16 protein-coding genes are annotated in these 19358 nt (G+C 45.9%); 7 read left to right on the forward strand and 9 right to left on the reverse strand.

Going from position 1 to position 19358, the window contains the following annotated elements; translation table 11 throughout:
* The first annotated feature begins 436 nt into the window (after positions 1 to 436).
* The gene (locus R7H07_RS19600) at positions 437 to 2188 is read left to right on the forward strand and encodes a potassium/proton antiporter (RefSeq protein WP_005382374.1); all 1752 of its coding nucleotides are present in this window, start codon (positions 437 to 439) and stop codon (positions 2186 to 2188) included.
* On the opposite strand, the gene R7H07_RS19605 is transcribed toward R7H07_RS19600, so the two are convergent.
* The 4 genes from R7H07_RS19605 to aspA all read right to left on the reverse strand — a co-directional run bounded on the left by R7H07_RS19605 (position 2185) and on the right by aspA (position 7938).
* Positions 2185 to 2814, reverse strand: a complete 630-nt coding sequence (locus tag R7H07_RS19605) for a response regulator (protein ID WP_005382375.1) — start codon at positions 2812 to 2814, stop codon at positions 2185 to 2187. The genes R7H07_RS19600 and R7H07_RS19605 overlap by 4 nt on opposite strands.
* Positions 2815 to 3008: 194 nt before the next feature.
* Positions 3009 to 4841 carry a protein-disulfide reductase DsbD gene (locus tag R7H07_RS19610; protein WP_206960023.1) on the reverse strand — a complete coding sequence of 611 codons (1833 nt, stop codon included), beginning with the start codon at positions 4839 to 4841 and terminating at the stop codon, positions 3009 to 3011.
* 161 nt (positions 4842 to 5002) lie between these two features.
* On the reverse strand, positions 5003 to 6310 hold the full coding sequence (locus R7H07_RS19615; RefSeq protein WP_005382378.1) for an anaerobic C4-dicarboxylate transporter: 1308 nt from the start codon (positions 6308 to 6310) through the stop codon (positions 5003 to 5005).
* A 176-nt stretch (positions 6311 to 6486) separates the two neighbouring features.
* Positions 6487 to 7938, reverse strand: coding sequence for an aspartate ammonia-lyase (gene aspA / locus R7H07_RS19620; RefSeq protein ID WP_005382379.1), 1452 nt, complete (start codon positions 7936 to 7938; stop codon positions 6487 to 6489).
* A gap of 431 nt (positions 7939 to 8369) precedes the next feature.
* Here aspA and R7H07_RS19625 point away from each other — a divergent pair, with 431 nt between their 5' ends.
* A complete protein-coding gene (locus R7H07_RS19625) occupies positions 8370 to 8888 on the forward strand; it encodes an FxsA family protein (protein ID WP_005386383.1) in 519 nt (172 codons plus the stop codon).
* Positions 8889 to 8958: 70 nt separating this feature from the next.
* Here R7H07_RS19625 and trmL read toward each other — a convergent pair whose 3' ends face one another.
* The 4 genes from trmL to R7H07_RS19645 form a co-directional block, all read right to left on the reverse strand.
* On the reverse strand, positions 8959 to 9438 hold the full coding sequence (gene trmL / locus R7H07_RS19630; protein WP_005382381.1) for a tRNA (uridine(34)/cytosine(34)/5-carboxymethylaminomethyluridine(34)-2'-O)-methyltransferase TrmL: 480 nt from the start codon (positions 9436 to 9438) through the stop codon (positions 8959 to 8961).
* Positions 9439 to 9574: 136 nt separating this feature from the next.
* Positions 9575 to 10183: a superoxide dismutase gene (locus tag R7H07_RS19635; protein ID WP_005382382.1), complete on the reverse strand. Its 609-nt coding sequence runs from the start codon at positions 10181 to 10183 to the stop codon at positions 9575 to 9577.
* Positions 10184 to 10357: 174 nt separating this feature from the next.
* The gene (gene cpxA / locus R7H07_RS19640; RefSeq protein ID WP_005382383.1) at positions 10358 to 11752 is read right to left on the reverse strand and encodes an envelope stress sensor histidine kinase CpxA; all 1395 of its coding nucleotides are present in this window, start codon (positions 11750 to 11752) and stop codon (positions 10358 to 10360) included.
* Positions 11752 to 12441, reverse strand: a complete 690-nt coding sequence (locus R7H07_RS19645; protein ID WP_005382384.1) for a response regulator — start codon at positions 12439 to 12441, stop codon at positions 11752 to 11754. The genes cpxA and R7H07_RS19645 overlap by 1 nt, the downstream gene beginning before the upstream one ends.
* 190 nt (positions 12442 to 12631) lie before the next feature.
* Between R7H07_RS19645 and R7H07_RS19650 the strand changes: the two genes are divergently transcribed.
* The 3 genes from R7H07_RS19650 (at position 12632) to pfkA (ending at position 15410) form a co-directional block, all read left to right on the forward strand.
* Positions 12632 to 13144 carry a CpxP family protein gene (locus tag R7H07_RS19650; protein ID WP_005386388.1) on the forward strand — a complete coding sequence of 171 codons (513 nt, stop codon included), beginning with the start codon at positions 12632 to 12634 and terminating at the stop codon, positions 13142 to 13144.
* Between the two features lie 111 nt (positions 13145 to 13255).
* Positions 13256 to 14164, forward strand: coding sequence for a CDF family cation-efflux transporter FieF (gene fieF, locus R7H07_RS19655; protein WP_053350704.1), 909 nt, complete (start codon positions 13256 to 13258; stop codon positions 14162 to 14164).
* Between the two features lie 283 nt (positions 14165 to 14447).
* Positions 14448 to 15410, forward strand: coding sequence for a 6-phosphofructokinase (gene pfkA / locus R7H07_RS19660; protein ID WP_005381521.1), 963 nt, complete (start codon positions 14448 to 14450; stop codon positions 15408 to 15410).
* Between the two features lie 90 nt (positions 15411 to 15500).
* On the opposite strand, the gene R7H07_RS19665 is transcribed toward pfkA, so the two are convergent.
* Positions 15501 to 16883 (reverse strand): MATE family efflux transporter, encoded by a 1383-nt coding sequence (locus R7H07_RS19665; protein ID WP_065274941.1) that lies wholly within the window; start codon positions 16881 to 16883, stop codon positions 15501 to 15503.
* Positions 16884 to 17123: 240 nt separating this feature from the next.
* On the opposite strand from R7H07_RS19665, the gene R7H07_RS19670 reads away from it, so the two are divergent.
* Both R7H07_RS19670 and groL read left to right on the forward strand, forming a co-directional pair.
* The gene (locus R7H07_RS19670; protein ID WP_005381516.1) at positions 17124 to 17414 is read left to right on the forward strand and encodes a co-chaperone GroES; all 291 of its coding nucleotides are present in this window, start codon (positions 17124 to 17126) and stop codon (positions 17412 to 17414) included.
* Between the two features lie 77 nt (positions 17415 to 17491).
* Entirely contained in the window at positions 17492 to 19129 is a 1638-nt protein-coding gene (gene groL, locus R7H07_RS19675; RefSeq protein ID WP_042523711.1) for a chaperonin GroEL, read from the forward strand.
* The last annotated feature ends 229 nt before the right edge of the window (positions 19130 to 19358 follow it).

Genomic DNA, 19358 nt, shown 5'->3' on the forward strand with positions numbered 1-19358 from the left:
CTTTAGTCGGGGTGTTAAAAATGAAGAATCTCCATGCTATGGGCTTTTGCAGCGAATAAAGGGGTAAAATGTTATGTTAATAAACTGTTAAGTTAGCCAAAGGTCTAAAGGTTGATTGGATAAACAAGCATGATTAAGACGGGCCATTAATCTTTTCTTCATTGAATTTGGAGATGCTGTGTAAATATTGGTGGTGATCTTGTGGCTCTTAAAGAGATAAGGCGTAGATAAGAAAGCTCACAAGTAATTTATTTACATAAAGTTTTCGCATCAAATCACCGTTTTAACGCACAATAAAGTAATATAACTGAGTCATTCTCGTACAACCTCGCATTTTGAGACGGTGTAAAGGGGAGGCAGATTAGGGCATTACCTCATTAACGAAGTAGCCTTGCTCATCACAATTATTATCGTTTTTCATTAAGGGAGGGTGAGAATGGACGCAGACACCATTAACAGTTTTTTTCTAATAGGTGCGTTGTTAATCGCACTTAGCGTTCTTTTAAGCCCAGTGTCTTCTAAGTTGGGAATCCCAATTCTTTTGGTATTTTTAGCCGTTGGAATGCTGGCGGGGGAAGATGGCTTAGGCGGCATTTTATTCGATAACTTTTCCATCGCTTATTTGGTTAGTAACCTCGCATTAGCCATCATTTTGCTTGATGGTGGGATGAGAACGCGGGTCGCCAGCTTTAGGGTTGCGTTATGGCCCTCGGTCTCTTTGGCGACATTTGGCGTTGCGATCACCACCATTTTGACCGGGCTGATGGCAACGTGGTTATTCGACTTAGATTTATTGCAAGGCATATTGGTTGGTGCGATTGTTGGTTCCACCGATGCTGCCGCGGTCTTCTCTCTACTCAAAGGTCGTAGCCTGAACGAACGTGTTGGTTCAACGCTGGAAATTGAATCCGGCACCAATGACCCAATGGCGGTGTTTCTGACCGTAACTCTGATTGCTATTTTAGCGAACCCTGGCGCAGATTTAAGTGCGGGCTTTTTGGCGTTCAGTTTTCTTAAGCAGTTTGGTATTGGCGCGTTACTTGGCTTCGCTGGTGGCTGGATCTTATGGAAAGTTATCAATCGCAATCAATTACCAGATGGGCTGTATTCTATTTTAACGGTCAGTGGTGGCTTGCTTATTTTTGCTTTATCTAACACTTTGGGTGGCAGTGGTATTTTGTCGATTTACCTCGTTGGTCTTTTATTAGGTAACCGTCCAACACGCAGCCGACACTCTATTCTTCATGTTTTAGATGGTATGACGTGGCTAGCTCAAATTGGTATGTTCTTGGTGCTTGGCTTGTTGGTTACACCATCTAATTTACTCTCTATTGCGTTGCCAGGTCTTGCGCTTGCCTTCGGGATGATTTTGTTTGCCCGACCAATCTCAGTTTGGATTGGTTTACTGCCATTCAAGAGTTTCACGCCACGTGAAAAGTGGTTTGTCTCTTGGGTAGGATTGCGTGGCGCTGTACCTATCATCCTCGCGGTATTTCCGATGATGGCAGGGTTGCCAGATGCTCAACTGTACTTCAATTTGGCATTCTTTGTAGTAATGGTGTCTTTGATAGTACAAGGGGGCACGTTGACTAAGGCGATGTCTCTTGCAAAGGTCGAGCTACCTTCTAAGCCTGAGCCAATTTCGCGTACGGGTGTAGAGATTTACCCGACCAGTGAGTGGGAGCTGTTTATCTATAGACTTAAAGCAGATAAATGGTGCATTGGTGAGCCATTACGTAGTCTTTCGATGCCGGAAGGAACGCGTATCGCCGCTGTATTTCGCAGTAAAGAGCTATTGCACCCATCCGGCAGTACGCGTCTTGAGGAAGATGATACCTTGTGTGTATTAGCACAAGAAAAGGATTTAGATGCACTGAGCTTACTGTTTAGTGAAGCCCCAGAGAAAGCGTCGCTAGCGCGATTCTTCGGTGACTTCTTCCTCGATATTGAAGTGAAGCTTGCCGATATTGCCGTGATGTATGGTTTGAATCTGGGGGATGAACCGCTGGATAAAAGTTTGAGAAACCTTGTCGAAGAGCAATTAGGTAGCACGCCAGTATTGGGAGACCATTTCGAGTGGCAAGGTTTGCATTGGATCGTCGCTGATGTTGTTGATCAGCAGGTCACGAAAGTCGGTATCCGATTGCCAAACGAAAAAAGTAAGTCTGACGATAAGACGTCAATCTAGTCGCTCATTTCCGTCAGCATAATCACGGCTTGCGTGCGGTTCTTTACACCGAGCTTACGGAAAATCGCTGTCATGTGCGCTTTTATGGTGGCTTCTGAAACATTCAATTCGTAAGCGATTTGCTTGTTCAGCAAGCCATCGGACAACATTCCCAACACTTTATATTGCTGCGGTGTTAGCGCAGCAATCTTTTCCGCTAAGTCATTACATGCCGCGTTATTGGTGATCAACCCTTCAGGGAAGTATGGGTCGCCATTCAGCACTTGATTGAGTGCGTTCACTAATTCGCGCATGTCGCTGGACTTGGGAATAAAACCAAATGCACCATGGCTTTTCACCTGCGTCACGATCGCCGGCTCTTCACTCGCTGAAACGACGACGATAGGTAAATCTGGATGCTCTGCTCGCAAATGAATCAAGCCAGACATACCATTTGCTCCTGGCATTTTGAGATCCAATAGCACTAAATCTGGCTCTTCCTCTCGCTCCAACAAAGCCAGAAGTGCGTCGAGTGAGTCCGCTTCCAGCAAATTTGCACCACTAATAGCCATGTGGATAGATTGAAACAAGGCATTCCGGAAGAGTGGGTGATCATCTGCAATAATGATGGTGTAGGTCGAATCCATGACGTTAAACACTTTTGACTATTTCGTTAAATTTATTATTGTCCAGCTTTGAGAGAGTGGACAATATTTATTCGCTAAAAGTCTGAACCAAATCGACTTTTATTAGGAAAATTGCATATAAACGCAATGTTCTTATTCAAATCTGAGCAATAAAAAACGCCAGTGGACATCACTGGCGTTTGAATATCTGGTTATCAGAACTGCTTGATATGCTCTAAGAAAGGCTCGGCTTGCATAAAGCCCGTCAAACGAGCGTTTGAAACGTGTTCACCACTGGCATCCCAAAACTCAATTGTTGGTAAACCAAGCACACTCATGTGCTTCAGTAGTTCGATGTCTTGCACTTGGTTTTTGGTCACGTCCGCTTGCAGAAGAACGAAGTCTTGCAGTTTGGCTTCGACGCTTGGGTCATGGAAGGTGTACTTTTCAAACTCTTTACATGCTACACACCAATCGGCGTAGAAATCGAGCATGACGGGTTTACCTGCCGCTTTCGCAAGTGCCAGTTGTTCTTCAAGCTCCGCCACGTTAGCAATGCGAGTAAAGCTAACAGTGGCTTGCTGAGTTTGTGTTGTGCTGTTGCCAAACCAGTAATTTAAGATAGGTTGTGCTGAGGCTAGCAAACCTAAGACGGCGATTATGCCCACGGCACTTTGTTTCCAGCCACCAAACTCTAGACTGTTTTTGATGTGGTATAGCCAACCAAAAGCAGCAATACCCAGTGCTGACCACAGAATCGTTGACCACATTTCTGGCATGATACGCTCTAGTAAGAAGATAGGTGCGGCAAGCAGAATAAAGCCGAACAGCGTTTTCACGCGGTCCATCCAACCGCCGGCTTTTGGTAGCAACTTGTTGCCAAATACCGCTACAAGGATCAACGGAATACCCATGCCCATCGCTAGCGCGTAAAGGGCGACCCCACCGGTGAGTAAGTCGCCACTTTGTGCGACGTAAAGCAGCGCACCAGAGAGTGGGGCGGTAGTACACGGAGAACAAACCAAGCCAGATATTGCCCCCATTGCAAACACGCCAGCACTGCTACCACCTTGCTGCTTGTTACTTAAGTTATTCAGCCACGTTTGCACGCTGCTTGGTAGCTGTAATGAGTACAGACCAAACATAGACAAAGCGAGTGTGATGAACAGTACGCTCAAGCCAATCAGCACATAAGGGTGCTGCATTGCCGCTTGGAACTGCATACCTGCAGATGCCACCACAAGGCCGAGTAGAGTGTAAGTCAGCGCCATGCCTTGCACGTAGACGAATGACAAGCCTAGCGCACGGCGTTGGCTTAGTTTGCCACTGCCAAGCACTATGCTGGTCAGAATTGGGTACATCGGCAGCACACAAGGTGTAAACGCCAAGCCCACACCAAGCGCCAAGAACAGAAGTGGTGTCCACCAGTTATCAGCAAGGTTGGCTGCAAGGCTATCTTGCTGTGTTACTGGCGCTGATGATGTGTCACCAGACGTAGATGATTGCGCCGCTGGTGGCGTTGCTGTTGGTGTCTGTTCTGCTTTTGATGCAGTTGTCGCCGTTGTTGAATCTGAGTTCGACGAAGTAAACGCGCTGATAGGAATCACGCGAGTTTCTGGCGGGTAACAGAAGCCTGCTTTCGCACAACCTTGGTATTGCACGACTACGCGCGCACCGTCTTGCCAATCATGCATTGGTACATTAACGAAGAGAGGTTGAGTATAGATATGCACGTCACCAAAGAATTCATCTTTATGCGGTGTGCCGTCTTCCATTTGCAGTTCGCCTAGCGATACTTTCTCACCAGCTACAGACAAGCGCTCTTGATATAGGTAGTACCCGTCACGTACCTGCCAATCGAGCATCAATTTGTCATCTTGCTGGTAGAAGTTAAATGGAAACGCCTGATCAACAGGAACAAAACTGTCGCTGCTGCTACCAAAACTGTTGTTCTGGCTACTGTTAAACTGGTCTTTGCCAAATAAAGCTAAAGACGGAGTGGAAAAGGTAATGAGCCCTAAGAGTAAAACGGGAAGTAATGCGCGCATAAAAGAGTCAATTCATCTTAGATAATTGCCGTTAGTGTAACTCAATCAGACCCGGAGGCGAGTCAATAAGTTTCATGAAAATGAAGATTTATTGAGCATAAATCAAGACAACAGGCAATAAAAAAGGGAGCCGAAGCTCCCCGAGTAAGACTCTGTTTCTACTAGATCAGTAGACCACCGAATGCGAAGCCAAGTGCTACCGCAGAAGCGATGGTTACCACACCAGGTACAAAGAATGGGTGGTTGAATACGTACTTACCGATACGAGTTGAACCCGTGTCGTCCATCTCAACCGCTGCTAGAAGCGTTGGGTAAGTTGGCAGCACGAATAGCGCACTTACTGCTGCGAAAGATGCAACTGCGGTAAGTGGTGCGACACCGATTGCTAGTGCTGCTGGCATCAGCGCAACAGTGGTTGCACCTTGTGAGTAAAGCAGCATTGAAGCGAAGAATAGAACAAGTGCTAGCATCCATGGGTAGTCTGCTAGTAGCGCACCAGCCACTTCTTTGATGCCGTCAACGTGCGCGTTAACGAACGTAGAACCTAGCCATGCCACACCAAGAACACACACACACGCTGTCATACCAGAGCGGAATGTTGCTGCGGCTGGGATTTTGCCAGCATCGATTTTACAGCTCATTACGATAGCTGCCGCAGCTGCTAGCATTACCGTCATGATAGCTTCGTTACGGCCTAGAGCAGGGTTCTCGATAAGACCCACAGAGCCAGAAATTGCTGCTGCGTAACACACGACAAATGCGATTGCGCCTAGGAAGATGAAGGTTGCTTTCTTCGCTGTTGGTAGGATTTCGCGTTTTGCTTCTGTATTTAGCTTGATTAAGCCTTTTTCTAGACGCTCTTGGTATTCAGCATCGTCTTTTAGCTCACAGCCCATGAAGTTCGCCACGAACGCACCGATCATGCACGCGATGAACGTCGTTGGGATACAGATTGCTAGTAGTGTTAGGTAGTCAACGCCAAATGGGTGCAGCATTGCCGCGAACGCTACAACAGCCGCTGAGATTGGTGATGCGGTGATAGCGATTTGCGATGCCACGACCGCGATAGACAGTGGACGAGAAGGGCGCACGCCTTGGCCTTTCGCTACTTCTGCAATCACTGGCAAAGTAGAGAATGCCGTGTGGCCAGTACCCGCCATTAATGTCATTAGGTAAGTTACGATAGGCGCATAAAAGGTGATGCGCTCAGGATGCTTGCGCAAAAAGTTTTCAGCAACTTGCACCATCCAGTCTAAACCACCCGCTACTTGCATTGCTGCGATAGCGGTGATTACAGACATGATGATCAAAATTACGTCAACGGGAATGTAAGCTTGGCTTGTTGGTACGCCCAAGATCAAAGACAACGCAATGACCCCAGCACCACCGGCAAAACCAATGCCGATACCACCGATTCTTGCCCCCAAATAGATGAAGAGCAGAACCACGAAGAGTTCGACCATGACCATATTGATACCTCTTTAGTTTTTTATTTGATTCTGATTTTTTGAACACTCAGGAACAGGAGTAAATGCTCAGAGAATGAGAACCTAGTGGTTTAGCGGCAATAAAAGCATATAAAAAATGTGGTTAACCGTATGAGAGCCTAAAAAAGGGGCCTGAGTGGCCCCCTTCGGATTCGTTATTACTCGTAACGTTTTGCTTTGTAAGTAGGATGCATGAAGTTTTCTACTGACAAGATTTCATCAAGCTCCTCTGCTGTAAGCAGACCGCGCTCTAGCACGACTTCACGAACACTCTTACCAGTTTCTGCACAAATCTTACCTACGATGTCACCTTCGTGGTGGCCGATGTATGGGTTTAGGTAAGTGACGATACCGATAGAGTTGTAAACGTAGTTTTCGCAAACTTCTTTGTTCACAGTGATGCCGTCGATACATTTATCACGTAGGTTCACACACGCGTTGTGTAGTAGAGAGATAGACTCAAACACACTTTGTGCGATCACAGGTTCCATAACGTTTAGCTGTAGCTGACCGCCTTCTGCTGCGAAAGAAACCGTGTTGTCGTTACCGAGAACTTTGAAGCAAACTTGGTTTACTACTTCTGGGATAACTGGGTTTACTTTAGCTGGCATGATTGAAGAGCCTGCTTGCATTTCAGGTAGGTTCAATTCATTTAGACCCGCACGAGGACCAGAAGAAAGTAGACGAAGGTCGTTACAGATCTTCGATAGTTTCACTGCTAGGCGTTTTAGCGCGCCGTGAGTCATTACGTATGCACCACAGTCAGACGTTGCTTCGATAAGGTCTTCTGCTGCAACAACGTCAAGGCCTGTTACTTCCGCTAGGTGTTTTACTGCAAGCGCTTGGTAGCCAGTTGGTGTATTTAGACCAGTACCGATTGCGGTTGCGCCTAGGTTGATTTCTAGGAGGAGTTTAGATGTGTAATCTAGAGCACGAATCTCTTCGTTTAGTGTTACCGCCCACGCATGGAACTCTTGACCTACTGTCATTGGTACTGCGTCTTGAAGCTGAGTACGGCCCATTTTCAGTACATCTTTAAACTCAACGGCTTTAAGTTCGAATGCGCCTTTTAGGTACTCAATTGCTTCCATTAGCTTGTGTACGCTGTTGTATACCGCAATACGGAAACCTGTTGGGTACGCACAGTTGGTTGATTGGCTCTTGTTTACATGGTCATTTGGGTTAACAAATTCGTATTGGCCTTTCTCTTTACCCATCAACTCAAGCGCGACGTTTGCGATCACTTCGTTCGTGTTCATGTTAACTGAAGTGCCTGCACCGCCTTGGAATACGTCTGATGGGAACTGATCCATACACTTGCCAGTTTCTAGGATCAAATCACACGCTTCGATGATGTAGTTTGCAACGTCTTTTGGAATAGCGCCAAGTTCTTTGTTTGCTAACGCTGCTGCTTTTTTGGTCATTACCATGCCGCGTACAAATTCTGGTACGTCAGAAATGGTCATATTAGAGATGTTGAAGTTCTCGATCGCACGTAGCGTATGAATACCGTAGTACGCATCTGCAGGGACATGACGTTGACCTAATAGATCTTCTTCAATACGAGTGGCTGGGTTTGCTGTTTTTGGAGCATCAGATAGGGTAGCCATAGCAGGATCCTTAGATGATAATTCTGATAATAAAGTTATTTATTAGCCATTTCTGCAATCTAGAATCCATTCATCAGAATTTTTGGCTGGAAAATCCGTCCTGACTTATGTGGCACATGATACTGCACCTAGCGCATAAAAATAGTAACTAGATCACCTTTTTCGTTTTTCATGAGTCAATAATTTGCAAAGTATGAACGGGTTATTAATAACCCTTTATGGGTACTCGATTTTCCTCGACAAACATGAGTTTTTAGAGTTCGAAATTAGCACTTTAAAAGCACGAAAAAATCGGTATGCAATTGAATGAAACGCGCTCCCGCTACTTTGTCTAAAAAAGAAGGAGACCAGTATGAACACGCTTTTTTACAACGATTCGTTTGAGCTTAGTCTGCTTTTACCATTACACTGAATTAAACAAAGGAGGGCGTGTGTTTCCTATCTTATTATTAGCGTTTATTTTTGTTCCGATCATTGAAATCGGCTTATTTATTCAGGTGGGCGGCTTTTTAGGTTTATGGCCGACCATTGCACTAGTCTTAATCACTGCATTTGTTGGTGCGTCGTTGGTTCGTAGCCAAGGTATACAAACACTGATGTCAGTACAGGGGCGTCTTGAACAAGGTGAAATTCCAGCCCAGCAAATTTTTGAAGGCGTAATGCTAGCGGTGGCTGGCGTGCTACTGTTAACCCCGGGCTTTATGACCGATGCCCTTGGTATGTTGGTGTTGCTTCCTGCGCCACGCGCCGCGATAGCTAAATACTTGATGAGCAAAATGGTGGTGAAAACCATGCATGGTGGTGGCTTCCAAGGTGGTTTCTCTAACCAGGGGCCATTTGAGCAAGACCCGTTCCGTCGTGACCCATTTGATTCCCAGTCAGATAATGGCAAGACCTTCGAAGGGGAATACGAGCGTAAAGACGATGATGATCGCAACAAGCTCAACTGATTGAGTTAGACAGTAAAGAAAACAAAAGGGCGCACCAAGCGCCCTTTTCTGTATTTGGAATTCGTGCTGCTTACAATGCGCCTTCAAAGCCCATTTGACGCCATGCTTCAAAAGCAATGATCGCAACGGCATTCGAAAGGTTTAGGCTGCGCGCATCTGGCATCATTGGAATGCGAATACGCTGCTCCATTGGTAAGCTATCGATGATTTCAGCAGGCAAGCCACGAGTTTCTGGACCAAACATCAAAACATCACCCGCTTGGTATTGTGCATCAACGTGGTGACCTGTGGTTTTGGTGGTGCAGGCAAACAATCGATAGTTACCTTGCTTCTCTTTCTCTAAATACTCTAAGAACGCTTGATAGTTTTTATGGCGTGTTACGCGAGCTAAATCATGGTAATCCAAACCAGCACGGCGGACTTTTTTCTCTTCAAGATCGAAACCCAGAGGTTCAATTAAGTGAAGGTTTGCACCGCAGTTGGCGCATAGTCGAATGATGTTGCCGGTGTTCGGCGCGATTTCTGGTTCGTATAAAGCGATATCAAACATGGTATTGAAATAGAGTTGGTCAAAGAGAGGGGCAGTATATACCCAAGTCACCGAGATATGCGAGATTCAGCAAGATTGACCTGGGTATGAAAGCAGGCATTAGCGCGGATGTTAATACCGTAAGTAGTGATGCTCTTTATAAGAGAGCGTGAGCATAGTTTTCTTCAACTGCTCGCCAGTTGACGACGTTCCACCACGCATCAATATATTCTGGGCGACGGTTTTGGTAGCTGATGTAATACGCGTGCTCCCACACGTCTAATGCGAGGATTGGTTCACCGCGCACATCCACTACATCCATCAGAGGGTTGTCTTGATTACTGGTGGACGTAATGTGAATCTCACCATCTTTTACGATCAGCCATGCAAAGCCAGACCCAAAGGTATTGATGGCTGCTTGGGCAAACGCCTCTTTAAATTGCGCAAAGCTACCAAATTTATCGTTAATTGCTTGAGCAAGCGCGCCTTGAGGCTCTCCGCCACCGTTTGGTGACATGCAATTCCAATAAATGATGTGGTTGTAATAGCCGCCCCCATTATTACGTACTGCTGGACTGAGCTTAGAGATATTGTCAAAGATCTCGTCTAATGACTGAGTTTCGAGCTCGCTCCCTTCAACGGCATTTACAAACTTATCAAAGTACGTCTTGTGGTGTTTGCTGTAATGCACTTCCATGGTTTTCGCGTCGATGTACGGCTCTAGTGAATCGTACGGGTAAGGCAGAGCGGGAAATGTATGTGACATAGTAAATCCTCCTTAATTGGAAAATTCACTTTAATGCTAACGATAATTATTATCAACTTTGATCTTTGTAAGGGTATTCTACGAAGCCTCACCAATTTCTAAAGTGAGGGTGGGGCTGTTAATCACTCACTCTAGAAATATGGTGCGAATTATTGTTAGTTCATCAAATTGAGACTAACAATTGATCGGTAAGGTGATACTCATGCGCAATCCGCCTAAAGGACTTCGGCTGGCTGCGATCGTGCCACTGTGCTGGCGAATGGCACTTTCGGTAATGGTTAGGCCGAGACCTGTGCCGCCAGAGTGGCGATCGCGTGCCGTGGAAACGCGATAGAACGGGCGAAAAATCGCGGCCAGTTCCTCTTCTGGTACACCTTCTCCATTATCGTCAACCGTGATACGAAGCGTATCGTCATCGGCTTTGATGTCGATTTGTACCTCATCTTTTCCGTAGTAAATGGCGTTACGAACGATATTTTCCACCGCACTCATCAGCAGTTTAGGGTTACCGGAAATATTGCGCTTAGGTAATTCTGAATAGTGTAGCTGTTTGCCCATTTGCTCTGCTTCAAACTGCGCATCTTTAATGATCTCTTCCCATAAACTTTCTAATGGCTGTGTTTCGCGAGTCATATGACTGTTCGCCTGCATGCGAGAAAGCTCTAATAGTTCGCTGATCATCTGTTCCAAGCGCTGCGCTTCGGTATCGATACGAGTCAATTCTGGGCTTTCTCCTTGTTTACGCGTCGCTAATGCGCTTGCCATGCGTAGACGAGTTAAAGGTGAGCGCAGCTCGTGAGAGATATCGGATAGCAAACGTTGTTGTCCTGAAATCATTTGATTAACCGCTTCGACCATCTGGTTGAAGCTGCTACCTGCTTGACGAAATTCCGCCGTACCTTTTTCTAAATTTGGGTCTGTGACAAATTCACCTTTCGCCACACGTTGAGCAGCGGCTTCAAGACGACGTGCAGGCTGACTCAAAGCCCAAGCAAGCCATAACAGCAATGGTGTACTAACCAGCATGACCGCAAGCAAGAGCTGGAATGGGTGATCAAACAGACGCAGGAGTAGAGGTGGTGGCTCATTCCATTTGAAGCCCACGTACATCAAGATATCGGAACCTGCCAAAGTGATAGGAATTGGGCCCGCAATCATGTATCGACCATACAGCTTCTGCTTTGGATTATTGTAATCTTCGATACTGGTGACAAAGTTTTGCATGGCACGCAATTGAAAATTGCTGCGTTTTTCTGTCGTAAGAACATTACCGCTGTAGTCAGAAAAAAAGACTCGTGGGCGAGGGTCGTGCTTGCCGTGACGGTTGCCCTCGATACGAAAAAGTATGCGGCCTAAATCTGTTTGCTGGCTGTATTTTTGTTGGATTGAGTCACGCGTTTCTACCATACGTTTGTAGTGTTCTTCTGGAATATCGCGAGCTTTGCGTGGGTCCAAATGTGGCAGTGATAGCACGGCTATCAATACTAATAACATGGTGAACCAAAAAATGGCAAAGATGCGTCCATACAGGCTATTGATGTTTGGCAGTTTGATGCGTGATAGGCGCATTAATCCTCCTCAAGCAGCATGTAGCCACGACCACGCAGGGTTTTGATTCGCGGCTTGCCATTGCTTTGATCTGGTAATTTTTTACGTAAGTTCGAGACATGCATATCGATAGCGCGATCAAAAGCAGCGAGTCGTTTACCAAGCACATCTAAGCTCAGTGTCTCTTTGGTCAGCACTTGTCCTGGGTTTTGTACGAAGTGGGTGAGTAGCGCAAACTCGGTTGCTGTGAGATCGAGTAACTGTTGCTCACAATACGCTTCTTGCTTACCGGGATAGAGGCGGATTTCTTGATACTCAATGCAATCGCTGTTTTTGGTATTTTTTTGTGTGCTGCTAGTGCGGCGTAAAATCGCGCGGATTCGCGCTAACAGCTCTCGGTCACTAAAAGGTTTTGGTAAATAATCATCCGCGCCCAGTTCCAAGCCGATCACGCGATCAATTTCTTCCCCTTTAGCGGTCAGCATCAAGACGGGAGTTTCCCAATTTTCACGTAAGCGTTTCAGCGTTTCCATGCCATTGAGTTTTGGCATCATGACATCCAACAAAATCAAATCAATCTTATCATTGATCGCGGCTAAGCCGGCTTCACCGTCATTTGCTTCGCTGACGTCAAACCCTTCGAAACTGAGTACTTCTTTTAATAAGCTAGTTAGCTCGATATCGTCATCGATTAAAAGAATGTTTGCCATGGGGGCACCTATAGTAAGTTACCGATAACCTAATATTACATTGGAATGATGCGCAACGAAGAGGAGAAAAATCACTCTTTACGATTCTTTACGCTCCCTATACGTCGCTTTACCTAGCGGGTCGTATTCTATACTCAAGCGCTGTGAGAACAGCTCAGAAGAACCACTCACCTGTGTAAGGAATCGTATTATGAAGTCTGCAAAAAAACTTGTGTTAGCTGCTGTTGTTCTACCTCTTACTCTTGGCGCCGCAAGCGCATTCGCTTACGGTGGTAAAAACCATCATAAAGGCCCTCGTGACGAATGCGGCATGGGTATGGACCGAGGTGTCATGCGTCAACTAGACCTGACTGATGCACAAAAAGATCAGCTAAAAGAAATGCGTGAAGCAAACAAAGCAGAAATGAAAGCAAAATTCGCTGATGGCAAAGAAGCACGTATGGCTGAGCGTCAAGCGCATCACGCAAAAGTACAATCGCTTTTGCTGGCGGATAACTTTGATGAAGCTCAAGCTAGCGAATTAGCAAAAGAGATGGTTGAGCGCCAAACGGAACGTCGCGTGCAAATGCTAGAAAGAAAGCACCAAATGCTTAGCGTATTAACACCTGAGCAGAAAGCGAAATTTGTTGAGCTACAAAATGAACGTATGCAAGAGTGTGGCGACAGAATGCACAAGCGCATGGAAAAGTCGCGCAATAATTAAGTCATGAATTGATGTTATATAAAGAGGCAGCCATTGGTTGCCTCTTTTTGATCTGGTTATTTCATGGTCATTCAATATACTCAACGTATGGTTTTAGTTAACTCTTTGATTATGAAACAGCAATACGCACGTTTAGTTACGACCGCCGCTTGGACTGCAACCATTGTGGCGACGCTTCTTCTGATAGTAAAAGTCATCACGTGGTGGGTAACCGGCTCAGTGAGCTTATTGGCGTCATTGATTGACTCCATGTTAGATATCGCGGCTTCGGTTGTGAATCTTGTGGTGGTTCGTTACGCCTTACAACCGGCAGACCGCGAACATGCGTTTGGACATGGTAAAGCTGAGTCCTTAGCGGCCCTAGCCCAAGCAATGTTTATTTCGGGCTCGGCAGTATTTTTGATTCTTAACGGGATTGACCGATTTTTCCGCCCGCATGCTTTACACGCACCGGAGTTAGGTGTGTATGTATCGCTGTTTGCGATTGTGGTCACACTTGGCTTGGTGATGTTCCAAAAACATGTGGTTCGCGTGACGGGGAGCCAAGCAATAGCGGCGGATTCTCTGCATTATCAGACTGACTTGTATATGAATGCTGCGATCATGGTTGCTCTGGGGCTCAGTTATTTTGGAGTGACTCAAGCGGATGCTGTGTTTGCGATTGGTATTGGTGTCTTCATTCTTTATAGCGCTTTCAAAATGGTCAGCGAAGCGATTCAAACCTTACTTGATAGAAAGTTGCCCGATGAAGAACTTGAGCAAATTAACCAAGCTTGTTTGAGCGTAAAAGGGGTATTGGGCGTGCATCAGTTACGCACGCGAATGTCCGGACCGACGCGCTTTATACAGTTGCATTTAGAGCTAGACGATAACTTACGATTAATTGAGGCGCATTACATCGCTGATAAAGTGGAAGATAATTTATTGGCTCTGTTTCCTGATGCGGACGTATTGATCCATCAAGATCCATTGTCTGTCGTTTTCGGACCTGAGAAAGAGCAGAAAGCGCAAGATTGGTAGGCTTGAAAAATCCATCAGTGCCCGACGACAAAAAGGTACTTATTGACTATCTTTCCATCAATACTTATTAAGATTCGTGATCCTGATATGAATCAACAAAGTTTCATAGAGAAACTGTAATACTCTTACATAAGTAGAAAAGTTACATAAAAAAGTGCGTTTTCATTGGTAATCCTGTAGAGGAAATGTAACATAACGCACAGTTCTGGATTATGCAGGTTGCTTGGTAACAAGGGGCCTAAAAGAAAATTAAATAATTGATTGCCAAAGATCGAGGGTGAGCATGATTAAGAAGATCGGTGTTTTAACAAGTGGCGGTGACGCACCTGGTATGAACGCTGCGATACGCGGCGTAGTACGTACAGCACTATCCGAAGGATTGGAAGTATTCGGTGTGTACGACGGCTACCTAGGCCTATACGAAGGCCGCATCGAGAAGCTAGATCGTTCTAGCGTTTCAGATGTGATCAACAAAGGTGGTACGTTCCTAGGTTCTGCACGTTTCCCTGAGTTTAAACAAGTGGAAGTTCGTGAAAAAGCGATTGAGAACCTGAAAAAACATGGTATCGATGCACTAGTGGTAATCGGTGGTGATGGTTCGTACATGGGTGCGAAGAAACTGACTGAAATGGGTTACCCATGTATCGGTCTTCCGGGCACAATCGACAACGATATCGCAGGTACTGATTACACTGTGGGCTACCTAAGTGCACTAAACACCGTTATCGATGCAATCGACCGTCTACGTGATACTTCTTCATCTCACCAACGCATTTCAATTGTAGAAATCATGGGCCGTCACTGTGGTGATTTGACTCTGATGTCTGCAATTGCGGGCGGTTGTGAATACATCATCACTCCGGAAACTGGTCTAGACAAAGACAAGCTGATCAGCAACATCCAAGATGGTATCGCTAAAGGTAAGAAACACGCGATCATCGCGCTTACTGAGCTAATGATGGATGCTAATGAACTAGCACGTGACATCGAAGCCGCGACAGGTCGTGAAACTCGTGCAACAGTACTTGGTCACATCCAACGTGGTGGTCGTCCAACTGCATTTGACCGCGTACTAGCATCTCGTATGGGTAACTACGCTGTTCACCTATTGATCGAAGGTCATGGTGGTCGTTGTGTAGGTATCGTGAAAGAGCAACTTGTTCACCACGATATCATCGACGCAATCGAAAACATGAAGCGTCCAGTACGCAACGATCTATACAAAGTTGCTGAAGAGTTGTTCTAAGCAAGCTTGAAATAGATAAACAAAACCGCGGCTTTCCGCGGTTTTTTTGTATTTGAGAATCAACAAAAAGAAACTAGCGATAGACGAGTGTTAAGACACGCTGCTCTGCTCTATGAGCGTTAATTTTCGCTCGCGCAGCGCAAACAAGTAGCCCAGTAGCCCACCCAACGTATTCCCAACCGCGATACCGATAAACAAGCCTTCAATGCTGTAGATTTGGCTCCCGATCCACGCCGATGGCAAGGTAAAAATGAACAGCCGCATAAAGCTCCACTGGAATGCACGCAATGGCTTGTGCATCGCATTCAAACCACTGACTAACATCATCACGATGCCTTGGAAGCCATAACTAAATGGCACCACCAGTAAATAATGCCAAAGCAGGTTTTTCACCGCATCTTCCTGAGAAAACAGCGCAGCCAGAGGAATGCTCAGTGGCACCATCATCAAGAAGATAAACCCTTGGAATACCACTGCAAAACGCATGCTAATAAATAAACCGGAAAAGGCTCGTTGCGGTTGTTTGGCTCCTAAATTTTGTGCCATAAACGGTGTGAGGGCAGAGGTCAGCGACATCAATACTAAAATCAATATAGACTCAATACGCTGCGCTGCGCCGTAAGCAGCAACCGCCGCTGTACCGTGGTTGGATAACAGCATCATCAGAATGGCACCGGACAACGGATTCATCGCGTTTGATAGAGCAGCAGGGGTACCAATTTTTAGTGTCTGTTGCCAGTCTTGTTTCAGCAAAGCCCATTGGGGGTGAGCAAGCAATTTTTCCCGTTTAATTAGCACATAGAATGAGCCACACAAAGCACCTAACCAGCTAAAGGCACTTGCTATGGCTGCGCCTTGAATACCAAGTTCCGGAAAAGGGCCATAACCGAAAATCAACAATGGATCGAGCATGCCATTAATCAAACCAGCCAACATCATGACTTTTGCTGGTGTTTTTGTGTCGCCAGTAGCTCGGATAGCACTGTTGCCCGCCATTGGGATCACTAGCAGAGGAATGGTGAGATACCAGACCTGCATATATTGCTCAATAAGAGGGATGAGATCATCAGACGCACCAAGAAAACGAAACAATGGCGCAATGGTGGTAAAGCCAATAGAAGACGCGATAGCCACAAGTAACACGGCTAACAACAAACCGTGGGTGGTGAACCGAGCAGCTTGTGGTGCATGACCTTGCCCAAGCAAGCGACCAATATTGGTCGATAGTCCCATCCCAATCCCCATCGTAATGCAGTTAACCGCAAAGGTGACAGGGAAGGTATAGCTGATAGCTGCTAGCGCTTGAGTGCCAAGCAACGAGATAAAAAACGTGTCCACCAAGTTAAACATCAAAATTGCGATCATGCCCATGGTCATGGGTACGGTCATTTTCCGCAGCGTTTCAGGAATGGGGGCGGTCAACAAACCATGCTTATCGGTCGCTTGGGGTTCCAGCTTGTTATTTTCCTGCATGTGTGACAACTATCTGGTGAGCAAACTGCAAGGATACAAGAAAGCGAGATGCCGAGCGAGTGAGCATTTCTAACGCAAACCGTTGCCTAGTTGTTCGTTATTTTAACTAAGTCACAAAAATTTTGTGCCACCCCCTTGGGATCGCTGCTTCGACCCCTTATATAGGGATCACGTGTCTGGGGCTACAGTCCCTAAGGACAATTATCAAATAAACATGGAAATTTTCAGGAGAGACGACCGATGAACATTCGTCCATTACATGACCGAGTTATCGTTGAACGTAAAGAAGTTGAATCTAAGTCTGCTGGTGGCATCGTTCTGACTGGTTCTGCTGCAGAAAAATCGACTCGCGGTGTTGTTCTAGCTGTGGGTAAAGGCCGCATCCTAGAAAACGGCACCGTACTGCCACTAGACGTTAAAGTCGGTGATACCGTTATCTTTGCTGAAGGTTACGGTACAAAAACTGAAAAAATCGACGGTAAAGAAGTGCTTGTCATGTCTGAAAACGACATCATGGCGATCGTTGAATAATAGCAATCATTGAGTAATTTTTTGCTCAGATTCAATTACGAAATTACACACAAAGAATTTTAGAAAGGAAATCAAAGATGGCTGCTAAAGACGTTAAATTTGGTAATGACGCACGAGTTAAAATGCTGGAAGGTGTAAACGTTCTGGCTGACGCAGTAAAAGTAACACTGGGTCCTAAAGGACGTAATGTCGTTCTAGACAAATCTTTTGGTGCACCGACTATCACTAAAGATGGTGTATCAGTAGCGCGTGAAATCGAGCTGGAAGATAAATTCCAGAACATGGGCGCACAAATGGTTAAAGAAGTTGCGTCTAAAGCAAACGACGCAGCGGGTGACGGTACAACAACAGCAACGGTACTAGCACAATCTATCGTTAACGAAGGTCTAAAAGCAGTCGCAGCGGGCATGAACCCAATGGATCTTAAGCGTGGTATCGACAAAGCTGTTGCTGCGGCAGTTGAGCAACTAAAAGAGCTTTCTGTTGAATGTAACGACACAAAAGCGATCGCGCAGGTTGGTACTATCTCTGCAAACTCAGACGCAAGCGTAGGTAATATCATTGCAGAAGCAATGGAGCGTGTGGGTCGTGATGGCGTTATCACGGTTGAAGAAGGTCAGGCGCTACAAGACGAGTTAGACGTAGTAGAAGGTATGCAGTTCGACCGCGGTTACCTGTCTCCTTACTTCATCAACAACCAAGAATCAGGCAGTGTTGATCTAGAAAACCCATTCATTCTTCTTGTTGATAAGAAGATCTCAAACATTCGTGAGCTTCTTCCAACGCTAGAAGCTGTCGCGAAAGCATCTCGTCCACTGCTTATCATTGCAGAAGATGTAGAAGGCGAAGCGCTAGCAACATTGGTTGTGAACAACATGCGTGGCATCGTAAAAGTTGCAGCTGTGAAAGCACCTGGCTTCGGTGACCGTCGTAAAGCAATGCTACAAGACATCGCTATCCTAACTGGCGGTACTGTGATTTCTGAAGAGATCGGTCTAGAGCTAGAAAAAGTTGCACTAGAAGATCTAGGTCAAGCGAAGCGTGTTTCTATCACGAAAGAAAACACGACTATCATCGATGGTATCGGTGAAGAAGAGATGATCTCTGGCCGTGTTGCTCAGATTCGTCAACAAATCGAAGACGCAACTTCAGACTACGACAAAGAGAAACTACAAGAGCGTGTTGCTAAACTGGCTGGCGGTGTTGCAGTAATCAAAGTCGGTGCAGCGACTGAAGTTGAAATGAAAGAGAAGAAAGACCGTGTAGAAGATGCGCTAGCCGCAACTCGTGCAGCGGTTGAAGAAGGTGTTGTTGCTGGTGGTGGTGTTGCACTGATCCGTGCGGCATCTAAGATTGCTCACCTAACGGGTGATAACGAAGAACAAAACGTTGGTATCCGCGTTGCACTACGTGCAATGGAAGCGCCAATCCGTCAAATCACGAAGAACGCAGGTGAGGAAGACTCAGTTGTTGCGAACAACGTGAAAGCGGGTGAAGGTAGCTACGGCTACAACGCGGCAACAGGCGAATACGGCGACATGCTAGAAATGGGTATCCTAGATCCAACTAAAGTTACTCGTTCTGCACTACAATTCGCAGCATCGGTTGCAGGTCTGATGATCACAACTGAAGCGATGGTTACTGACCTACCGCAAAAAGACGCGCCAGCGATGCCTGACATGGGCGGCATGGGTGGCATGGGCGGCATGATGTAAGCCAGCTTATCTCATCGCTCTAAGGAATCCCTTATAGCGGAAAGATAACCGACCAAACCTTTAAAAGTCGAGGCAGATGCCTCGACTTTTTTATGCGCGTCATCTGAGAAACATGACGTTCTGGTGTGGCTTATCATGAGATTTTTGAGCGTAAAAAGCGCCATTTCAGAAGTAAAAAATCGAAGAGAAATATTTTTTCTTTTGAGTCAGATGGTTAAATCTGACCTAT

It is taken from the genome of Vibrio sp. Vb1127 (assembly GCF_033338735.1).
GTDB classification, from domain to species: domain Bacteria; phylum Pseudomonadota; class Gammaproteobacteria; order Enterobacterales; family Vibrionaceae; genus Vibrio; species Vibrio alginolyticus.

What these genes read in the sequence shown, in the direction of transcription:
- R7H07_RS19615 (WP_005382378.1), bottom strand. Translation starts at nt 6,310, where the DNA reads ATGGTCATGGTCGAACTCTTCGTGGTTCTGCTCTTCATCTATTTGGGG.
- R7H07_RS19635 (WP_005382382.1), bottom strand. Translation starts at nt 10,183, where the DNA reads ATGTCACATACATTTCCCGCTCTGCCTTACCCGTACGATTCACTAGAG.
- cpxA (WP_005382383.1), bottom strand. Translation starts at nt 11,752, where the DNA reads ATGCGCCTATCACGCATCAAACTGCCAAACATCAATAGCCTGTATGGA.
- pfkA (WP_005381521.1), top strand. Translation starts at nt 14,448, where the DNA reads ATGATTAAGAAGATCGGTGTTTTAACAAGTGGCGGTGACGCACCTGGT.
- trmL (WP_005382381.1), bottom strand. Translation starts at nt 9,438, where the DNA reads ATGTTTGATATCGCTTTATACGAACCAGAAATCGCGCCGAACACCGGC.
- R7H07_RS19650 (WP_005386388.1), top strand. Translation starts at nt 12,632, where the DNA reads ATGAAGTCTGCAAAAAAACTTGTGTTAGCTGCTGTTGTTCTACCTCTT.
- R7H07_RS19645 (WP_005382384.1), bottom strand. Translation starts at nt 12,441, where the DNA reads ATGGCAAACATTCTTTTAATCGATGACGATATCGAGCTAACTAGCTTA.
- aspA (WP_005382379.1), bottom strand. Translation starts at nt 7,938, where the DNA reads ATGGCTACCCTATCTGATGCTCCAAAAACAGCAAACCCAGCCACTCGT.
- R7H07_RS19605 (WP_005382375.1), bottom strand. Translation starts at nt 2,814, where the DNA reads ATGGATTCGACCTACACCATCATTATTGCAGATGATCACCCACTCTTC.
- R7H07_RS19665 (WP_065274941.1), bottom strand. Translation starts at nt 16,883, where the DNA reads ATGCAGGAAAATAACAAGCTGGAACCCCAAGCGACCGATAAGCATGGT.
- fieF (WP_053350704.1), top strand. Translation starts at nt 13,256, where the DNA reads ATGAAACAGCAATACGCACGTTTAGTTACGACCGCCGCTTGGACTGCA.
- R7H07_RS19610 (WP_206960023.1), bottom strand. Translation starts at nt 4,841, where the DNA reads ATGCGCGCATTACTTCCCGTTTTACTCTTAGGGCTCATTACCTTTTCC.
- R7H07_RS19600 (WP_005382374.1), top strand. Translation starts at nt 437, where the DNA reads ATGGACGCAGACACCATTAACAGTTTTTTTCTAATAGGTGCGTTGTTA.
- R7H07_RS19670 (WP_005381516.1), top strand. Translation starts at nt 17,124, where the DNA reads ATGAACATTCGTCCATTACATGACCGAGTTATCGTTGAACGTAAAGAA.
- groL (WP_042523711.1), top strand. Translation starts at nt 17,492, where the DNA reads ATGGCTGCTAAAGACGTTAAATTTGGTAATGACGCACGAGTTAAAATG.